We start from the raw sequence: 17,581 nt of genomic DNA, 5'->3' as shown, positions 1-17,581 counted from the left end.
GCCGGCACGCGCGCCGTTCGAGGTCAGATCTTATCAAACGGGGGTGCCGGAACGCCCGGCTGGCCGGGCGGTTCGGGCGCGAGCGCCGCGCGCAAGGTGGTCCAGTGCAGTTGCGCGTTGGCGGCTGCGCGCAGCACCGCCGGCAGCACGTCGAGCACGACCGGTTCGCCGCGCGCATCGCGCGCCGCGTGACCGTCGTGCACGAGCAGGATGTCGCGCGCATCGAGCCCGTGCAGCAGGCGGCGCGTGACGGTCGCGGCGTCGCGCGCACGCGTGTCGAAGCCGCGCCGCGTCCAGCTCGCGAGTTGCAGGCCGAATTCGCACAGCACGGGTTCGAGAAACGGATTGCGCAGGCCGGCCGGCGCGCGAAAGAACAGCGGGCGCGTGCCGGCGATGTCGGTCAGCGTCTGCTGCGCGGCGGCGATTTCGCGCCGCAGCGCCGCCGGCCCCGATAGCGAGAACGTATGGCGGTGCCGCTGGCTGTGGTTCTCCACCGCATGGCCGCGCGCGACGATCGCCGAGATCCACCGCGGATGACGGCGTGCGAGATCGCCGATGCAGAAGAACGTCGCGCGCGCGTCGTAACGGTCGAGCAGGTCGAGCACGCGCGGCGTGACGTCCGGGTCGGGGCCGTCGTCGATCGTCAGCGCGATGCAGCGGCCCGCGCCGGCCGGCAGGCGCGTCCAGTTCGGGCCGAGCAGCGTGCTGCGCGGCCACAGGCCGGCCGCGGTCAGAGCGAGATGCGACGCGGCCACGCCGCCGACGGCCCACGGCCACGCGGCCGGTTGCGCGATCACGGCGGCGGCCGCGCCCGCGTGCAGCGCTGCGGCGCCCGCGATCAGCGGCGTCGGCTTCCAGCGGCGTGCGTCGCTGGTATCGCGCGGGGGGATGAAAGGCGGCACGTTCATGCGCGGCCTCCTTGCTCGTGATTGCCGACCGCCGTCGCGGCGCGCGGCGCGAGAATCGCCGCGAACGCGAGCGCGAGCATCGCGCCGGGGCCGACGGTCAGCCCGAAGGTTTCGAGCAGCGGCACGCGCGACAGCGCGAGCAGCCCGAAGCCGGCGACCGTCGCGAGGTTCGCGATCAGCAGCGACACCAGCGTGTACGGCGTGACGGGCTGCGCGTCGCCGCGCCGGCAGAAGAATAGCGCGTAGTTCGAGCCGACCGCGACGATCAGCAGCATCCCGACGAGGTGCAGGATGGTCAGTTGCACGCCGGCGAGCGCGAAACCGGCCGTCACGACCAGCACGGCCGCGACGAGCGGGGCGAGCGCGCGTGCGGCGAGCCGGGGCGAGCGCAGCGCGATCAGCAACAGCACGGCGATCGCGGCGAATCCCGCGAGCGACAGCCGGATGTCTTCGTGCACGTAGCTCACGTACAGCCGATCGGCTTCGGCCTTCATGTCGACGAACAGCGCATCGGGCACGCCCGCGCGCGCGACGGCGGCGCGAATCCGCGCGGTGTCGACGCTCGGCGCCGGCTGCGCGGTGCGCGCGGCGTCCGGCGCACGCAGCGGCAGCATCGCGCTCCAGCGGCCGTCGCGTTCGGTCAGCAGCGCGTCGACGGCGAGCGCCATCGACGTGCCGCGCAGGTCCGCGCGCGTCAGCAGCGGCGCGCGACGCGCGGCGTCGACGTCGGCGACGAACGGCGCGAACAGGTCGGGGTTCACCGAGATCGGCTGGCTCGCGACGGCAACGCGCATCCGTTCGGCGAGTACGTTCGCATCCGGCAGGCTCGCCTGGCGCGCGCGCTGCGCGGCGTCGCTCGGCAGGTAGCGTGCGGGGTTGTCGAAACCGCCGAGCGTGCCGCGGTCGACGAGCGGCTGCAATTGCGCGGCCACCTTTTCCGCGCGTTCGAGTGCGGCCTGTTCGGTCGGCGCGGCAATCACGACGAGGTAGCGCACGTCGGGCGCGCCGACGTCGGCGCGCAGCCGTGCGTCGAGCGCCTGCGCCTGTGCCGGCACGGAGCTGAGCGCGGCGAGCTCGCGGCTCCACAGGCCGTCGCGATGCAGCGCGAGCGCCGCGCACGCGGCAACCACGAGTACCGCGAGCGGCCAGCGCAGCCGCGGCGCGGCGTCGGCCGCGCGCGCGAGCATGGCGCCGACGCGCGATACGTCGCGAATCGCGACATGCTCGCCGCGCAGGTGCGGCAGCACGAAGCGCGTGACGAGCGCGGCGGCCGTCAGCCCGACGATCGAATAGAGCCCGAGTTGCACGAGGCCCGGGAATCCGGAGAACAGCATCGACGCGAACCCGCACACCGACGTCAGCACGCCGAGCCGGATCGTCGGCCAGTACGCGGCGACCCACGCGCGCGTCGCGTCGGCCGGGCGCGCGGCGCCGCGCGTGCCGACCGGTGCCGATTGCACGAACAGGTAGATCGAATAGTCGACGGCTTCGCCGATCAGCGTCGTGCCGAACCCGAGCGTCAGCCCGTGGACCGTGCCGAACGCGACGCTGACCGCCGCGATTCCGGCCGCGACGCCCGTCAGCACCGGCAGCAAGCCGAGCGCGAGCGTGCGCGGCGAACGGTAGAGCGTGAGCAGCAGCGCGACGATCAGCACGACGCTCGCCGTCGACAATCGTTCGACGTCGTGCCGGATCGTGTCGCGCGTGTCGACCGAGAACACGCCGGGGCCCGTCATCGCGAGCGTCGCCGCGTTTGCATTCGGCACGGCCCGCGTCGCGGCCGCAAACGCGCGGCGCACGGCGTCGATCGCGCGGGCCTGCGCATCGGTATCGGAGCCGGCGGCGGCCGTCTGCACGACCAGCACCGCGCGCGTGCCGTCGCGCGCCGCCCACACACCGTCGCGGCTCGCGGGCTCGGCCGCGCCGTCGAGGCCGTCGACGAGCGCGGCGACTTCGCCGGTCGGATCGCGCGGCAGCATCGCCTTCGCGACGAGGCCGGCCGACGAACTCAGCAGGTCGAGGCTGTCGCCGAGCGCCTGGTGCAGGCCGTCGGCGCTGAAGCGCTGCGGCGTGACGGCCGGGCTCAGCAGATAGCGGTGATCGAAGATGAACTGCCGGTCGCGCGCGTCGTTCGCGGCTTCGCCGTTGTGAACGGCCGCGAACCGCGGATCGGCGCGCAGCGTGCCGGCGACGCGCCGCGACAGCGCGGCGCGCGTGGCCGCATCGCCGCCGTCGATCGCGACGAGGATCAGGCGCGACACGATGCCGTCGCGCAACTGGTCGACGAGCACGCGCTGCCCGGCGCTCGGCGCGTTCGGCAGGAACGCGGACAGGTCGGCCGTGAAGTGCGCGCGCCCGATCGCGACGCCGCACGCGACGAGCGCGAGCAGCCACACGAGCACCGCGCGCTGCCGCCATGCGGGCACGCGGGGGGCGACGGGGGAGGGGCGCATGCGATCGTCCATCAGTTCGCGTTCGCCGCGGCGGGTTGCAGGCGCATCACCGAACGGTCGCCGTCGGCCTGCCGGATCGTGACGCTGCGCAACGTGTCGCGCGTGCCGTCGAGCGTGATCGTGCTGACGACCTTCAGCATCCGCGCGTCGAGCGGCGTGAGCGTCATCGTCCAGCCGTCGCCGCGCCCGGACAGCGCGACCTTGTACACCCGTTCGAGCGCGAAGCGGTTGCCGGCAAGCGTCGCGCGGATGCTGTCGATGAACGCGCCGAGTTCCGGATAGCGCGCGAGTGCGAGCGTGTACTTGCGGTCGTTGCGCTCGACGGTGAGCATGTCGCCGTCGACGACGAGGTGCTCGGGCTTCGGGCTCAGCGTGTGCTTTTCCAGATGATCGGGTGCGACGAACACCAGTTCACCCGACGATTCGACCGGCTGCGTGGCGATCGACAGGTGCTTCGTCTCGGTGAAGGTCGCGCGGCCCGACTTGTGCTGCGCGAGCGTCGACATCAGCCGGTCGAGGGTCCAGGCCGAACCGGCATCGGCCGCGTGCGCAGGCACGGCCAGCGCGGTTGCGGCGGCGCTGGCGGCGAGCACGCGGGCGATGCGCGCGGCCATGGGCAACGAGAACGGGAACAGGCAGCGGCGAGCGGCGATCATGCGTCGGAATCCCTCGTGGCGGGCAGGTCGGCGCCGGCGTGCACCGGCTCGCGGCGCGCGGGCGCGGCGTCGCCGCCTTGCCAGAAATCGAAATAGTTGAACCAGTTGTACGGCGCCGCGCGGCAGTACCTGTCGAGCAGCGCGACGAAGCGCGCGAGCGCCGCGTCGACCGCCGCCGCGCGCGTATCGCGCCGCACGTCGGAGAAATCGGCAAGGGTCTCGAAGTGCACGTCGTAGCGGTTGCCGTCGCGATACAGGCCCGTCATGAAGATCACCGGGCGCTTCAGCATCGCGGCCATGTAAAGCGGGCCGACCGGGAACGCGGCCGGCGCGCCGAGCAGCGGCAGGCGCCGCAGCGACGCGGCCGCGTCGTCGAGCAGCGTGCGGTCGGCGAGCATGCCGACCATGCAATTTGCGTCGAGGCGCTCGCGCACCTTCAGCATCGAGTCGACCTGCCCGAGCGGAATCACTTCCGGCTGCGCGGCCGGGTTCACCGCCGCGAGCGTCGCGTTGATCTTGCGCGCGTTCTGCTCGTACATCGTGACGACCACGCGCAGGTCCGGGCGCGTGCGGCCGATCGCGCGCACGACCTCGAAGCTGCCGAGGTGCGCGCCCATCAGGAACGCGCCGCGTCCGCCCGCGAGCGCAGCGTCGACGAGCGTTTCGCCGTGCAGCCGGATGTCGAACAGGTCGAAGCGCCCGTTCATCAGGTACACGCGATCGTGGATCGTCGCCGCGAACGTGAACACGTGCCGGTACACGTCGCGCCAGCGCACGGGGCGGTCGAGCACGCGGCGCAGGTAGTCGCGCGACGCCGCGCACGCGGCCGGCGAGAACAGCACGAAATACGTCGCGATCAGGTGCAGCACGATGCGCGCGCGCTGTCGGCCGAAGCGCAGCGAGATCCACGTCATCGCGCGCAGCAAGCCCGCGTTGCTGCGCTCCTGACGCTCGGCCCACGCGGTGCGCTTCATGGCTGCGCGCCATCCCGCGCGGCCGGTGGCGCGGACAGCACGCCGGTCGCGACCTCGCGCGAACCGGCGCGCACCGTGAAGCGGATCGCGCCGCCGGCCGCGGCGTCGTACGCGAGATCGAGCGGTTCGCCGGGTGCGACCGGGCTCAGGAATTTCGCGGCGCCGAGCCGCCACGCGTGCAGCGGACGGTTCAGCGCCGCGCCGATCGCATGGATCGCGTGATCGAGCAGCACGACGCCCGGCACGACCGGATGGCCGGGAAAGTGGCCGGGCAGCGCGGGATGGTCGGCGGCGATCGTGAACGCGAGCGAGGGCGAGGGCGAGGGCGACGGCGTGCCGGCCGGGTCGCCCTCGGCCGGCGGAACGACCGTCGTGGCCGCCGCGGTGGCGGCGCGCGCATGACGCGCGACGAGTGCGGCCAGCACGTCGCGCGGCAGCTTGCCCGTTTCGTTGCGCGGCAGCGCATCGACGAACACGAGCGGGCGCGGCATGAACGCGGGGTCGATTCGCTCGCGCAGCGCGCGTTGCAGATCGGCGGCCGCGAGCGTCGGCGCGACGACCAGCGCGACGAGCCGCGTGACCGGTTCGAGCGCCGTGTCACCCCGCGCGGGCGCGGCTTCGTCGGGCATGAAGAACACGCCGTCGACCACTCGGGGGATCGCGTTGAGCTGATGATTTAGATATGCGAGCGACGTGCGCTTGCCGGCGATGTTGACGAGGTCGGCCTTGCGGCCGTGCAGCAGGAACCGGCCGTCGCCGAGCAGCTCGAGCGCGTCGCCCATCGGCACGGGCGTCTCGACGTGCCCGCCCGATACCCAGACCGTCGGCCCGCTGTCGCCGCCGGCCGGATCGTCGCGTGCGTCGCGCGCGTCGAGCCGGATGCCCGGGAACGGGTCCCACGCCGCGCCTTGCGACGTGCGACGGGTCGCGATCTGGCCGGTCTCGGTGCTGCCGTAGATCTCGACGAGCGGCGCGTCGAGCGCGGCCTCGGCTTCGCACGCGAGCTTTTCCGACAGCGGCGCGGTGGCCGACAGCACCAGCGCCGCGCGCGGCAGCGCATGGCCGGCCGACAGCAGCGCACGCAGGTGGATCGGCGACGTGACGAGCACGCGCGGCTGCGGGATCGCGTCGAGCTCGTCGCGAATGTCGCCCGGGTAGAACGGCTGGCGGTTGCTGAACGCGAGGCCGCCGATCAGCGCGAGCAGCACCGTCGACTCGAAGCCGTACATGTGCTGCGCGGGCACCGTGCCGATCAGCGTGGCCGCGCGGCCGTCGAGCAGCCCTAGGCGCTCGGCCGCCGCGCGCACGCAGCCGACCAGGAAGCCCCAGGTTTTGCGGTGCGGCACCGGCGCGCCGGTCGAGCCGGACGTGAACACGTAGGCCATGATCCGCGCCGCGTCGATCTGCGGCACGGCGAACGGCGCGTCGCTCGTGCATTCGCCGGGCGCGGCGTCGGGATACGCGAAGCGCGGCAGGTCGATCGCGCAGTCGGGCGCATCGTGCAGGCAGAACGCGTCGGGCGCGAACGACGCGAGCTGGCGGACCATTTCCGGCGTATGCGTCGACGGCAGCAGGCTGATCCTGCCGGCGACGAGCGCCGCGCACAGGCTGACCGCGAAGCGATAGCGGTCGCGGCACACGTTGAACACGTGGCCGCCGGCGGGCAGCGCGGCGGCCACGCGCGCGACGTCGGCGACGAAGGCGCGCACGGTGACGGGCGAGCCGTCGCGCCAGGCGATCGTCTGGTCGGGCGAGGCATGGAATACCAGCGGGTGAGTCGGCATAAATCGGTCAAGACGGGAACGAAGGCCGGCGCGGCCGTGAAGCCGCGCCGGTCATGAATTCATCGCGAGGCCTGCGACGCGTGGGTCGACGCGCGATACGCGCGCACCGCGTCGATCATCCGCGGCCGTGGCTCGTGCGGCAGCGCGAAACGCCGGCATGCATGCTCGGCGGCGAACATCACGGCGACGAGCGGCAGCGACAGGTAGTTCGCGAACGTCGACCACGTGACGATCGGCGCGGTCGCGAACAGCAGCGTCGACACGGCGGCGGTCGCGACGAAGAACAGCGTCCACGCGAGCGTGATCCGCCGCGTGTAGCGCGCGACGGCCGGCGTGACGGTGCCGTGGATCATCGCCGCGAAGCGCGTGCACAGCGGCACCTGGCCGGCCACGAGCGTGCGGCCGAACAGCAGCGCCATCGCCACGTTGAAGCTCGCCTGTTCCAGATACAGACCCCATTCGAAGTGCTGCGCGAGCGGCGCGCGCGCGACCCACAGCGCGGCGGCGGCCAGCAGCCATGCCGGCACGAGCCATGCGCGCCGCGGCGAGCGCAGCGCCGCGCCCAGCGCGAGCAGCAGCGGCGGCACGAGCGCCATTGCGAGGCCGAAGCCGTGCGCGCCGGGTGTCGCGCTCGCGTAGTGTGCGCCCACCTGGTAGGCGGCCACGGCGCCGGCCGCCGCAATGCCGCGCACGACGGGCAGCAGGCGGCTCATCGGCGGCCTCCGGGCGCGCCGCGTGTGCACCGGCCGGCGGCCGGATGGCGGCGGCGGACGGGCGGGCGAACCGGAACGGGGCACAAGAGCGGACGCGGCATGACTGGAGACATCGGGTGGATCGTCGGCGGACGCGCGGTCGGGCCGTCAAACATCATATGAATGGCGGCCCGGACGCGGGTTCGGGCCGGTGGTCGGGCACGCTCATTTTAGGGCCGCGGCAGCGCCCGTTCGGGGCGGCCGCGACCGGCTTTTGTAACCGATTGTATGGCGCGGGACGAACGGTTTCGCGGGGTCGGTGCATTTCCATCCAAAGCGGCTCAAGCGTCTCGTGTATTCGTGGCCGAAACGGGCCACGGCGGCGGCTCGCCAGTCTTGTAACCATTCGCGGTATACGGCCCGATACCCTTCGTCTAGAATCCGCGTAACTTTTACAAACGATCCCCAAACGACGCAGGCGGGGAAGCCGGCAGAGGCCGGAGGGACGGAGATTCGCACGCGCCGGGCGTGCACGACGGTTGCCGTTTCCGGGCGCCTCCCGCTGCCATGGGCCGCCTGCACGCACGCATGATGAACGCACTGGAACAAGAGCTCGCCACGCTGATCATCGGCGAACTGAATCTCGAAGACGTCTCGCTCGATACAGTGACGGCCGACACGCCGCTGTATGGCGAAGGTTTCGGGCTCGACTCCATCGACATTCTGGAAATCGCGCTGCTGATTTCGAAGCAATACGGCTTCGAGCTGCGCTCGGACAATCCGGACAACCAAAAGATCTTTGCGACGCTCGGCGCGCTGGCGGCGTACGTCGCCGCGCATCGCACGAAGTGACGGTGTCGCGCAGCGGCGTAGCGCAGCGCGCGGCGCAACGATGAAGACGGCACGCGGCGGCGCTCGGCGGACGATGCGCGGCTGCGTCGATCGAGGTGAAAACGCGATGAACGGAGCCATTCGATGCGGGCGCTCGTGACGGGCGGCAGCGGCGCGCTCGGGCAGGCGATCTGCACGGCGCTCGCGCAGGCCGGCCATGAAGTGTGGGTGCATGCGAACCGCCATCTCGCGCACGCGCAGGCGGTCGCGCAGCAGATCGTCGCGGCCGGCGGCGCCGCGCACGCGATCGCGTTCGACGTGACCGATGCCGACGCGACGCTTGCCGCGCTGAAGCCGTTCATCGACGAGGCACCGGTGCAGATCCTCGTCAACAACGCGGGCATCCACGACGACGCGCCGATGGCCGGCATGTCGCGCCAGCAGTGGCGCAGCGTGATCGACGTGACGCTCAACGGTTTTTTCAACGTCACGCAGCCGCTACTGCTGCCGATGATCCGCACGCGGCACGGACGGATCGTCAACATCGCATCGGTGGCCGGCGTGACCGGCAATCGCGGGCAGGCCAACTACGCGGCCGCGAAGGCGGGGCTGATCGGCGCGACGAAGTCGCTGTCGCTGGAGCTCGCGTCGCGCGGCATCACCGTGAATGCGGTGGCGCCCGGGATCATCGCATCGCCGATGGCCGAACAGGCGTTTCCCGCCGAACGCATCAGGCAGCTCGTGCCCGCGCAGCGCGCGGGCCGGCCCGACGAAGTCGCGGCGATGGTCGCGTATCTGGTATCCGACGCCGCGGCCTATGTGACGGGGCAGGTGTTGTCCGTCAACGGCGGGCTCGCATGACGCGGCGTGTCGCGTTGGCCTGACCGCATTGGCCTGATGTAACGCACCGCGGTGCAGGGCCGCGTCGTCGTTCGGCCTGCGCCCCCATAGTGAGGAAATCGAAGTGTCCGTGCAACCAGTCGACGCCGAACGGCAACCGTGTTCGCCGTCCCCCGCCGCCGCGCCGTTCGCGCACGGCGGCGACCGCGCGCTGCGGCTCGTCCAGATGAGCGATGCGCGGCTCGTCGCGCTGCTGCACGATGCGCGCGGCCGTGGCGACGCACTCGATCGCGTGTTTCCCGGCGCGCTGGGCGCGGTGTGCATCGGCGCCGCGGGCACGCCGCACGAATCGCGCGCGCAGGCGCTGGCGCGGATGCTGACCGATGTTGCGCCCGGCTTGCCGGTCGCGCCGGTGCGGATGGCGCTGCTCGGCGCCGAAGTCGCGCCGGGCGATGCCGTCTGCGAACTCTGGCAATGCGACGCGCACGACCTGCGCAGCGAACGGCGCGGTGCGCTGCACTACCGCTACAGCGAAGCGGCGGGGCTCGTGTTCGGCAGCCTCGTCGTGCACGAGACGGACGCGGCGTACGACGCGCCGCGCGACGGCGGCACGCCGCTCGAACGCGCGACGTTCGATGCGTACCACGCGCTGTTCGGCCTGCTCGATACGCTCGGCATGCCGCATCCGCTGCGGATCTGGAACACGGTGCCGGCGATCAACGCGGTGCAGTTCGGGATCGAGCGCTATCGTCAGTTCAATATCGGCCGTCAGCACGCGTTCGATGCGTGCCGGCGCGCATTGACGGGCGGCGTGCCGGCCGCATGCGCGCTCGGCTCGGTCGTGCCGGTCGCGGGCGATACGCCGCCTGCCGCGCCGCTCGCGATTCATTTCCTCGCGAGCCGCACGCCGGCCGATGCCGTCGAGAATCCGCGCCAGGTCAGCGCGTATCACTATCCGGCGCAGTACGGCCCGCGTGCGCCGACGTTCGCACGCGCCGCCGCATGGGCCGATGGCGATGCGGCGCCGGTGCTGTTCGTATCGGGCACCGCGAGCATCGTCGGGCATCGCACCGTGCATCGCGGCGACGTCGTCGCGCAGACGCGCGAGACGGTCGCGAATCTCGCGGCGGTGCTCGAGCAGGCCGCGCGGCAGGGGCACGGCCCATACTCGCTCGCCGACCTCGGCTATCGCGTCTACGTGCGCGACGCCGGCGACACCGCGGCGCTGACCGGGATCGACCGCGTGCTGCGCGATGCGGCCGGTTCTCACGTGCGGCCGCTGTTCGTGCATGCGCACGTGTGTCGCGACGACCTGCTGGTCGAGATCGAGGCCAGCGCCGGTCATGCGATGGAGTGGCTGCCATGAAGCGCGAGAGCCTCGCGATCCGGCAATCGGCCCGGCATGCAACCGAGGTCGACGACGCGTGCGAGCGTTCGTCGGCAAGTCATACACTTTTGTCAGGATCCCCGTCTTCGTCATCGGCTGTTCCCATGTCCAGGCTGCACGCGTCGTCCACCCATCTCGTCCTGATTCCGAGCTACAACCCGGGCGCCAAGGTCGACACGACCGTGCGCAATGCACGCGCGCAGTGGAACCCGGTGTGGGTCGTCGTCGACGGCAGCACCGACGGCAGCGCCGAACGGCTGCAGGCGATGGCCGAGCGCGATCCCGGCTTGCGCGTGATCGTACTGCCGGAGAATCGCGGCAAGGGCGCCGCGGTGCTCGCGGGCCTCGACGCGGCGGCCGCGAGCGGCTTCACGCACGTGCTGACGATGGATTCCGACGGCCAGCATCCGGCCGACCTGATTCCCGCTTTCATGGCGGCATCGCAGGCCGCGCCCGACGCAATGGTGCTCGGCGTGCCGAAGTTCGACGCGAGCGCGCCGCAGTTGCGCGTGCAGGGGCGCCGGCTGTCGAACGCGTGGGCCGACCTCGAGACGCTTTGGGCCGGCATCGGCGATTCGCTGTACGGCTTTCGCGTGTATCCGGTCGCGCCGCTGGCGGCGATCATGCGGCGCCAGCCGTGGATGCGCGGCTTCGACTTCGATCCCGAAGCGGCCGTGCGGCTGTGCTGGGCCGGCGTGCGTCCGATCCGCATCGACGCGCCGGTGCGCTATTTCGGCCGGCACGAAGGCGGCGTGTCGCACTTTCACTACGGTCGCGACAACGCGCTGCTCGCGTGGATGCACTTGCGTCTTTTCACCGGCTTTGCAGTGCGGCTGCCGATGCTGGTCGCCCGCCGCCTGACGCGCCGCCGCCGCCAGACGGCCTGAGCGACACCGTTTCCGGCTTCCGTTGCGGCCGTCGCCCGAGCGCGACAATTGCGGCGCTTTTTGTCGTCAATTCGGTCATGATTTGACACTTATTTTCAATCTACCGAGTAATAGACATGTCATGTGATGTAAACATCTGGTAATTTTCCGCCGGATTATGCAAAATCGCCGCTCCCAAATACAACTATCGAGGGATTCCGGGATGCAACTCAAGAAAGCGGTGGCGGCGTGTGGCGTGGCGTTTCTGTTGAGCGCGTGCGGTGGGGTACAGAACCTTGACGCGAACAGCCTGACGTCGGCGGGGACCAACCTGTACAAGGCGGCGACGCTGTCGGACAGCGACATCGCCGCGCTGTCGAACGAGTCGTGCAAAGCGAGCGACGCCGAATCGAAGATCGCGCCGCCGAACAGCGCGTACGCGAAGCGCCTGGCGAAGGTGATGAAGGGCTTCGGCGACATGACGCTGAACGGCCAGAAGATCAACTCCAAGGTCTACCTGACCAAGGACGTCAACGCGTGGGCGATGGGCAACGGCTGCGTGCGCGTGTACAGCGGCCTGATGGACATGATGAACGACGACGAGCTGCGCGGCGTGATCGGCCATGAAATGGGCCACGTCGCACTCGGCCACTCGAAGAAGGCGATGCAGACGGCGTATGCGGTGAGCGCGGCGCGTACCGCGGCCGGCGCGGCTTCGCCGGGCGTGGCGGCGCTGACGAGCTCGCAGCTCGGCGACATCACCGAGAAGTTCATCAACGCGCAGTTCTCGCAGTCGCAGGAAAGCGCGGCCGACGACTACTCGTTCGACCTGATGAAGCAGAAGAACATGAGCCAGAAGGGCCTCGTCACCGCGTTCCAGAAGCTCGCGAAGCTCGACGGCGGCCAGAGCTCGATGATGAGCTCGCACCCGTCTTCGTCGAGCCGTGCGCAGCACATCGAGGATCGCATCGCGAAAGGTAGCTGATTCCGCAGCCGATCGCGCGGCGGATCGCCGGCCGTCCGCGCCGGCGATCGGCAAGCGACATGAAAAACCCCACGCTCGTTGTTCGGGCGTGGGGTTTTGTTTTCTCGGCGCGCCTGCCGCCGCTTATGCGCTCGAAACCGCGCACGCGAACGGCGACGCGGCCGTCGCAGGCGCGACCGACGCGAAGCTGCACGAGGCGATCGCGCTCGCGTCGCGCAACACGATGTGCGTGCATCGACATACGGGCGTGGCGCGCATGCTGCGCGAGCACATCGGATCGACATGGCCGGGATGACGATGGAGGACGAGCAGGCACCCGGGTTGCTGTCATTGCGGCACCCGGTCGTGTGCGGGGCGATTCGCACGCGCCGGCTCCAAGAGACGCGCACCCGCGATGCAGACCATATCGACTACGTACGCAGCCATTTCGAACCGAGCGATGTACCGCGAGATGGGTCGGAGCAACGGCGCGGCATGCTCGGCCCGCCCAATTGACCGGTTCGTCGGGCGCCCACTAGAATCGATCGGGACCGCCTGTCAGCCGCGCGCCGCGGCAATGACGTGCCCATTGATCCGACTGTCGAGGAAGCTTCCGTGCTCACGTCCTTGATCCGGCGCGCACCGGCCGCGCTGCCGTGGCGCGCCGCATGCCGCCAGGCCCGCGCGCTGATCGTCTGTGCGCTGCTGCCGCTCGCCGCCTGCGCGACGCATCCGCCTGCCACTTCGCTCGATCGCCCCGTCTCCCACGCGTTGCCGGCCGCTACCGCGACGCCGTTGCGCGATGCGCTGGCCGCGCCGGAGGCCGCGCATCCGGGGCAGTCGGGCTTCCGGCTGCTGGCCGACGGCGCCACCGCGTTGCAGATGCGCATCGCGCTCGCGCGTGCGGCGACGAAGACGCTCGACATGCAGTACTACATCGCGACCGAGGATACGACCGGCAAGCTGCTGCTCGGCGCGGCGCTGTACGCGGCCGATCGCGGCGTGCGCGTGCGGATGCTGGTCGACGACCTGAACTTCGACGATATCGACCGCGTGATGGCTGCGCTGAATACGCATTCGAACATCGAGATCCGCGTGTTCAACCCGTTCGGCGCATCGCAGCGCGGCATGGTCGAGCGTACGGCCAACTTCTTCACGCGGATCGACAGCTTCACGCGGCGGATGCACAACAAGGCGATGATCGCGGACAACCAGCTCGCGATCGTCGGCGGCCGCAATCTCGGCGACGAATACTTCAGTGCGAGCCCGACGCTGCAGTTCCGCGATCTCGACGTGCTGGCGGCCGGCCCCGTGACGCACGACATCTCGACGAGCTTCGACGAGTACTGGGCGAGCGCGAGCAGCTATCCGCTGCGCGTGCTCAATCATCAGACCTTCGATCCGAAGGATCTCGACGCGATGCGCGACGAACTGCGCGAGCACTGGCGCAAGAATGCCGATCCGTACAACGCGAAGCCGCTGAACGCGACGCCGCTCGCGCGGCAGATCGCGCGCGACGAACTCGAACTCGTATGGGCGCCGGCCGAATTCAAGGTCGATGCACCGACCAAGGTCGCGCGGCCGACCGGCACGTACGTGAGCCCGCCGATGCAGCGCCTGGCCGAGCTCACGCGCGGCGCGCGCAAGGAATTCCTCGCGTTCTCGCCGTACTTCGTGCCGCACGACGCCGGCGTGAAGATCCTCGGCGAGACGGCCGCGCGCGGCGTGCGCGTCGCGATCGTCACGAATTCGCTCGCGGCGACCGACGCGGTCGCGGTGCAGGCCGGCTATGCGCCGTATCGCGTGCCGTTGCTGCGGCGCGGCGTCGAGCTGTACGAATTCAAGTCGCAGCCGGATCAGCAGCCGGCGCGGCTGTTCGGCTCGCGCTCGCGTGCGAGCCTGCACGCGAAGGCGTACGTGATCGACCGGCAGATTCTCGTGATCGGCTCGCTGAATCTCGACCCGCGTTCCGCGTACCTGAACACCGAGCTCGCGCTCGTGATCCACAGCCCGGTGCTCGCGCAGCAGGCCGCGGCGATTTTCGCGCGCGTGACGCAGCCGGACGAAAGCTATCGCGTCACGCTCGCGAAGGGGGCCGACGGCAGCCCGCCCGCGCTCGAATGGACGGGCACCGAGGGCGGCCGGACCACCACCTATCACGTCGACCCGCATGCGGGGCTGCTGCGCAACGTGATGACGGGCATCTTCACGCTGCTGCCGGTCGACGATCAGTTGTAAGGGCGGGAACGGCTCCGGCAAAACCCGCGATACCGGCGCGCGGGGAAAGATGATATGGTTGTGTGCGCAACGATATGTGAATCGTGAAGGGCGCCGGACCGCTCGCGCAATGCGGGCCGGAACGGTGCCGAACGACGTGCCGCCGCACGTGCGGGATCCGCACCCTGCGCGGCGCCGGCAGACGATGGACGACGCGCACCGCTACGCTGCGCGCCCGCGCAACCGGAGTTCCCCATGCAACGTGTACCGAACCAGCCGTTCACGCGCCCCGCGCGCTTTTCCGAAGCCGAATGGCAGGCGCGGGTGCAGCTCGCGGCTGCCTACCGCATCTTCGACCACCTCGGCTGGACCGAGCTCATCTACAACCATATCTCGCTGCGCGTGCCGGGCGAGGACGGGCATTTCCTGATCAATCCGTTCGGGCTCCATTACCGCGAGGTGTGCGCATCGAACCTCGTGAAGATCGACATCGACGGCAACGTGATCGGTCATTCCGACTGGCCGATCAATCCGGCCGGGTTCACGTTCCACAGTGCGATCCATGCGGCGCTCCCCGATGCGCACTGCGTGATGCACGTGCACACGACGCCGACGATGGCCGTGTGCTGTTCGCGCGACGGGCTGTCGTTCTCGAATTTCTATGCCGCGCAGTTGTACGGGAAGGTCGCGTATCACGACTTCGAAGGCATCACCGTGCATCTCGAGGAAGGCCGGCGCATCGTCGACAGCGCGCTCGGGCGGCCCGTGCTGCTGCTGCGCAACCACGGGCCCGTGACGATCGGCGCGACGCTCGCGCAGACGTTTTCGCTGATGTGGCTGCTCAACCGGGCGTGCGAGGTGCAGATCGCGACGCATGCGATCGGCGATGCGCTGCCGATTGCGCCGCCCGTTCTCGAAGGGTGCGTGCGCGATTCGCTGAATTTCGATCCGAAGCATGGCGCGGGGCAGGACGCGTTCGACGCGCTGCAGCGCATCGTCGACCGGATCGATCCGGGCTATCGCGCGTGACGCGGGCGGCGCGCCCGGCGAGTGCGCCCGACTAGAACCGGTAGCCGAGGCCGGCCTGGATCACGTCGGTGTCGCGGTCGTAGCGCGTGACCACGCGGTTCCACGTGACGCGCGCGAGCCAGCGCTCGGAGATCCGGTAACTGGCCGAGATCGACACGATGCCGGAGAGGCGGCCGTCGCCGGGGCCCGGCTGGCCTTCGCGGTTGCGCTGGTTGACGGTGAAATACGCGCCGGCGCCGGCCGCCAGCGTGACCTTGTCGTTCAGGAACGCGCGCGTGAGCCACAGCTGGGAGGCGACGCCGTTGCGGCGGACCGCCTGCTTCGCGCCTTCGTACATCCACGTCGCGGTCCAGTCGATCGAACGCGTCAGGCCGCGCCGGTATTCGAGGCTGCCGCCGAGCGTCGACGGCGACGAGCGGCTGTTGAGAATCGTCTCGCCGAGCATCGCCGTGATTTCGTTGTGCGTGACCCGGCTCGCGCGCGGCAGCGCGGTGTCGCGCGGGCCCGGCGTGTCGGGCGCATCGAGCTGGTAGCCGACACCGAACATTACCGCCGTCGTGTCGGGCCCGCCGAACACCTGCGCGCGGTTGACCTGAAGCTGGGCCATCCAGCGGTGTGACGTGTAGTACGCGGCGCGCACGCTCATCAACACGCCCCAGCCATGCGTATTCGAGTAACCGCGGCCTTCGGCGGCCGGCACCGTGTCGAAGTAGCGATACGGGCCCGCGCCGGCCGACAGCACCAGCCGGCGGCGATCGAGCGGCATGCGGCCCCAGAACTGCACGGCCTGGCCATCGCGGTGGTGATTCGGGATGTGCCCTTCGTTGTACCACGTGAAGCCGAGCGCGGTATGCGGGCTCAAGCCTTCCTGGTAATCGAACGCCCACGAATACGTGCGTTGGCCGCCGCCCCACAGCGGGCCGGTGAACAGCGAGAATTCCTGCGCGTCGGCGGGCGCGCCGTAGAGGGCGGCGGCGGAGCAGAGTCCCGCCAGCAGCGGGCGGGCGCGGACGGGGCGGGTCGGGCGGGGCAGCGGGAGACGGGCCGGCACGGTCAACTTTCCAGTCACGACAACACGCGATCATTTTCCTGCGCGGGAAAACACGTGTCGACCCGGGTTCTCGCAATACCGTATTACACGTATCGTGACAACATGCGGGGTACGCGGTCGGGTCCCGGCACGCGTCGGCATGCGTTTCGATCGCGGCGTTCGCGAGATGAAAAACGATTCGTCATGCTTCTTATTCCGGAAAGAGACGTTCGTGTGCGGCATGTCGCGTGCCGGTCGATACACGCAAAAAAAACGCGGCCGGGCGGCCGCGTGAATACTCGCAGACTCCTTCGGACGAAGGAAACAAGCAACTGTGAAGCGAAGTGTAGCGAAAGGCCGCGTCGCGATTCAGGGGGCCTGCTGCAAAGGTCTCTTCCACGTTTCGGCAGGCTGCCCGGATCGACCGCAATCGACTACCATCGCAACTGGCGCCCCCGTCCGGGTGGCGTCCACGTCGTACAAGGAGAATCCATGCTCAAGCTGCGTTTGCTCCAGGTCGCGTTATTCGCGGGCGTGCTGGCCGCCGGCAGCGCCGCTGCCGAAACGGTGCGCCTGTCCGCCAGTCTGCAGCCGTCGAGCGAAGTGCCGCCGACGGCGACCAAGGGCTCGGGCGCCGTCGCCGCCACCTACGACACGGCCACCCGCATGCTGCAGTGGACGGTCACCTACGAACACCTCACGGGGCCGGCCACGGCCGCGCATTTCCACGGGCCCGCGCCGGTCGGCCAGAACGCCGGCGTGCAGGTTCCGATTCCGAAGGACGAGCTGACGAGCCCGATCAAGGGATCGAAGGAACTCACCGACGCGCAGGTCACCGACCTGATGAGCGGCAAGTGGTACTTCAACATTCATACGAAGGAACACCCGTCCGGCGAGATCCGCGGCCAGGTGATGCCGGCGAACTGAGCGCAGGCGTTCGATGTAGAGGC

15 protein-coding genes and 1 pseudogene are annotated in these 17,581 nt (G+C 70.2%); 9 read left to right on the top strand and 7 right to left on the bottom strand.

From position 1 onward, the window contains the following. Nucleotides 1–23: 23 nt before the first annotated feature. Genes QZM15_RS27100 through QZM15_RS27075 form a run of 6 tightly spaced genes read right to left on the bottom strand, consistent with a single transcriptional unit; the run spans nt 24 to nt 7,488 of the window. A complete protein-coding gene (locus QZM15_RS27100; protein WP_302107597.1) occupies nt 24–908 on the bottom strand; it encodes a polysaccharide deacetylase family protein in 885 nt (294 codons plus the stop codon). Next, on the bottom strand, nt 905–3,373 hold the full coding sequence (locus QZM15_RS27095; protein ID WP_302107596.1) for an MMPL family transporter: 2,469 nt from the start codon (nt 3,371–3,373) through the stop codon (nt 905–907). The genes QZM15_RS27100 and QZM15_RS27095 overlap by 4 nt, the downstream gene beginning before the upstream one ends. Then, the gene (locus QZM15_RS27090) at nt 3,373–4,017 is read right to left on the bottom strand and encodes an outer membrane lipoprotein carrier protein LolA (protein ID WP_302107595.1); all 645 of its coding nucleotides are present in this window, start codon (nt 4,015–4,017) and stop codon (nt 3,373–3,375) included. Before QZM15_RS27090 ends, QZM15_RS27095 begins: the two co-directional genes overlap by 1 nt. Continuing rightward, entirely contained in the window at nt 4,014–4,991 is a 978-nt protein-coding gene (locus tag QZM15_RS27085; protein ID WP_302107594.1) for an acyl-CoA synthetase, read from the bottom strand. The genes QZM15_RS27090 and QZM15_RS27085 overlap by 4 nt, the downstream gene beginning before the upstream one ends. Beyond that, on the bottom strand, nt 4,988–6,775 hold the full coding sequence (locus tag QZM15_RS27080; RefSeq protein WP_302107593.1) for an acyl-CoA synthetase family protein: 1,788 nt from the start codon (nt 6,773–6,775) through the stop codon (nt 4,988–4,990). The genes QZM15_RS27085 and QZM15_RS27080 overlap by 4 nt, the downstream gene beginning before the upstream one ends. A gap of 59 nt (nt 6,776–6,834) precedes the next feature. After that, a complete protein-coding gene (locus tag QZM15_RS27075; RefSeq protein WP_302107592.1) occupies nt 6,835–7,488 on the bottom strand; it encodes a hypothetical protein in 654 nt (217 codons plus the stop codon). A gap of 546 nt (nt 7,489–8,034) precedes the next feature. Between QZM15_RS27075 and QZM15_RS27070 the strand changes: the two genes are divergently transcribed. The 8 genes and pseudogenes from QZM15_RS27070 (at nt 8,035) to QZM15_RS27035 (ending at nt 15,601) form a co-directional block, all read left to right on the top strand. Next, complete coding sequence (locus QZM15_RS27070) at nt 8,035–8,319, top strand: phosphopantetheine-binding protein (protein ID WP_081066508.1); 285 nt, start codon at nt 8,035–8,037, stop codon at nt 8,317–8,319. Between the two features lie 123 nt (nt 8,320–8,442). After that, nucleotides 8,443–9,159: a 3-oxoacyl-ACP reductase FabG gene (fabG, locus tag QZM15_RS27065; protein ID WP_059580749.1), complete on the top strand. Its 717-nt coding sequence runs from the start codon at nt 8,443–8,445 to the stop codon at nt 9,157–9,159. 103 nt (nt 9,160–9,262) lie between these two features. Next, nucleotides 9,263–10,504, top strand: a complete 1,242-nt coding sequence (locus QZM15_RS27060) for an endoribonuclease L-PSP (RefSeq protein ID WP_302107591.1) — start codon at nt 9,263–9,265, stop codon at nt 10,502–10,504. A 125-nt stretch (nt 10,505–10,629) separates the two neighbouring features. Further along, nucleotides 10,630–11,412: a glycosyltransferase family 2 protein gene (locus tag QZM15_RS27055; protein WP_060317973.1), complete on the top strand. Its 783-nt coding sequence runs from the start codon at nt 10,630–10,632 to the stop codon at nt 11,410–11,412. A 202-nt stretch (nt 11,413–11,614) separates the two neighbouring features. Beyond that, nucleotides 11,615–12,376 carry a M48 family metalloprotease gene (locus tag QZM15_RS27050; RefSeq protein ID WP_302107590.1) on the top strand — a complete coding sequence of 254 codons (762 nt, stop codon included), beginning with the start codon at nt 11,615–11,617 and terminating at the stop codon, nt 12,374–12,376. 130 nt (nt 12,377–12,506) lie between these two features. Further along, nucleotides 12,507–12,871, top strand: a pseudogene (locus tag QZM15_RS27045) (hypothetical protein); the annotation flags it as partial. A gap of 99 nt (nt 12,872–12,970) precedes the next feature. After that, nucleotides 12,971–14,593, top strand: coding sequence for a phospholipase D family protein (locus QZM15_RS27040; protein ID WP_124659454.1), 1,623 nt, complete (start codon nt 12,971–12,973; stop codon nt 14,591–14,593). 234 nt (nt 14,594–14,827) lie between these two features. Beyond that, a complete protein-coding gene (locus QZM15_RS27035) occupies nt 14,828–15,601 on the top strand; it encodes a class II aldolase/adducin family protein (RefSeq protein ID WP_059580812.1) in 774 nt (257 codons plus the stop codon). 31 nt (nt 15,602–15,632) lie between these two features. Here the strand turns inward: QZM15_RS27035 and QZM15_RS27030 are convergent, their stop codons facing one another. Beyond that, entirely contained in the window at nt 15,633–16,634 is a 1,002-nt protein-coding gene (locus QZM15_RS27030) for a hypothetical protein (protein ID WP_059580815.1), read from the bottom strand. A gap of 489 nt (nt 16,635–17,123) precedes the next feature. On the opposite strand from QZM15_RS27030, the gene QZM15_RS27025 reads away from it, so the two are divergent. Then, nucleotides 17,124–17,558 (top strand): CHRD domain-containing protein, encoded by a 435-nt coding sequence (locus tag QZM15_RS27025; RefSeq protein WP_059580768.1) that lies wholly within the window; start codon nt 17,124–17,126, stop codon nt 17,556–17,558. Nucleotides 17,559–17,581 lie beyond the last annotated feature (23 nt).

Origin of the sequence: Burkholderia sp. AU44665, assembly GCF_030504405.1 — a bacterium.
Lineage (GTDB): Bacteria > Pseudomonadota > Gammaproteobacteria > Burkholderiales > Burkholderiaceae > Burkholderia > Burkholderia semiarida.
Note: the sequence above shows the minus strand (reverse complement) of the source record. Positions and strands in the feature narration are given on the sequence as shown.

What these genes read in the sequence shown, in the direction of transcription:
- QZM15_RS27100 (WP_302107597.1), bottom strand. Translation starts at nt 908, where the DNA reads ATGAACGTGCCGCCTTTCATCCCCCCGCGCGATACCAGCGACGCACGC.
- QZM15_RS27095 (WP_302107596.1), bottom strand. Translation starts at nt 3,373, where the DNA reads ATGGACGATCGCATGCGCCCCTCCCCCGTCGCCCCCCGCGTGCCCGCA.
- QZM15_RS27090 (WP_302107595.1), bottom strand. Translation starts at nt 4,017, where the DNA reads ATGATCGCCGCTCGCCGCTGCCTGTTCCCGTTCTCGTTGCCCATGGCC.
- QZM15_RS27085 (WP_302107594.1), bottom strand. Translation starts at nt 4,991, where the DNA reads ATGAAGCGCACCGCGTGGGCCGAGCGTCAGGAGCGCAGCAACGCGGGC.
- QZM15_RS27080 (WP_302107593.1), bottom strand. Translation starts at nt 6,775, where the DNA reads ATGCCGACTCACCCGCTGGTATTCCATGCCTCGCCCGACCAGACGATC.
- QZM15_RS27075 (WP_302107592.1), bottom strand. Translation starts at nt 7,488, where the DNA reads ATGAGCCGCCTGCTGCCCGTCGTGCGCGGCATTGCGGCGGCCGGCGCC.
- QZM15_RS27070 (WP_081066508.1), top strand. Translation starts at nt 8,035, where the DNA reads ATGGGCCGCCTGCACGCACGCATGATGAACGCACTGGAACAAGAGCTC.
- fabG (WP_059580749.1), top strand. Translation starts at nt 8,443, where the DNA reads ATGCGGGCGCTCGTGACGGGCGGCAGCGGCGCGCTCGGGCAGGCGATC.
- QZM15_RS27055 (WP_060317973.1), top strand. Translation starts at nt 10,630, where the DNA reads ATGTCCAGGCTGCACGCGTCGTCCACCCATCTCGTCCTGATTCCGAGC.
- QZM15_RS27050 (WP_302107590.1), top strand. Translation starts at nt 11,615, where the DNA reads ATGCAACTCAAGAAAGCGGTGGCGGCGTGTGGCGTGGCGTTTCTGTTG.
- QZM15_RS27035 (WP_059580812.1), top strand. Translation starts at nt 14,828, where the DNA reads ATGCAACGTGTACCGAACCAGCCGTTCACGCGCCCCGCGCGCTTTTCC.
- QZM15_RS27025 (WP_059580768.1), top strand. Translation starts at nt 17,124, where the DNA reads ATGCTCAAGCTGCGTTTGCTCCAGGTCGCGTTATTCGCGGGCGTGCTG.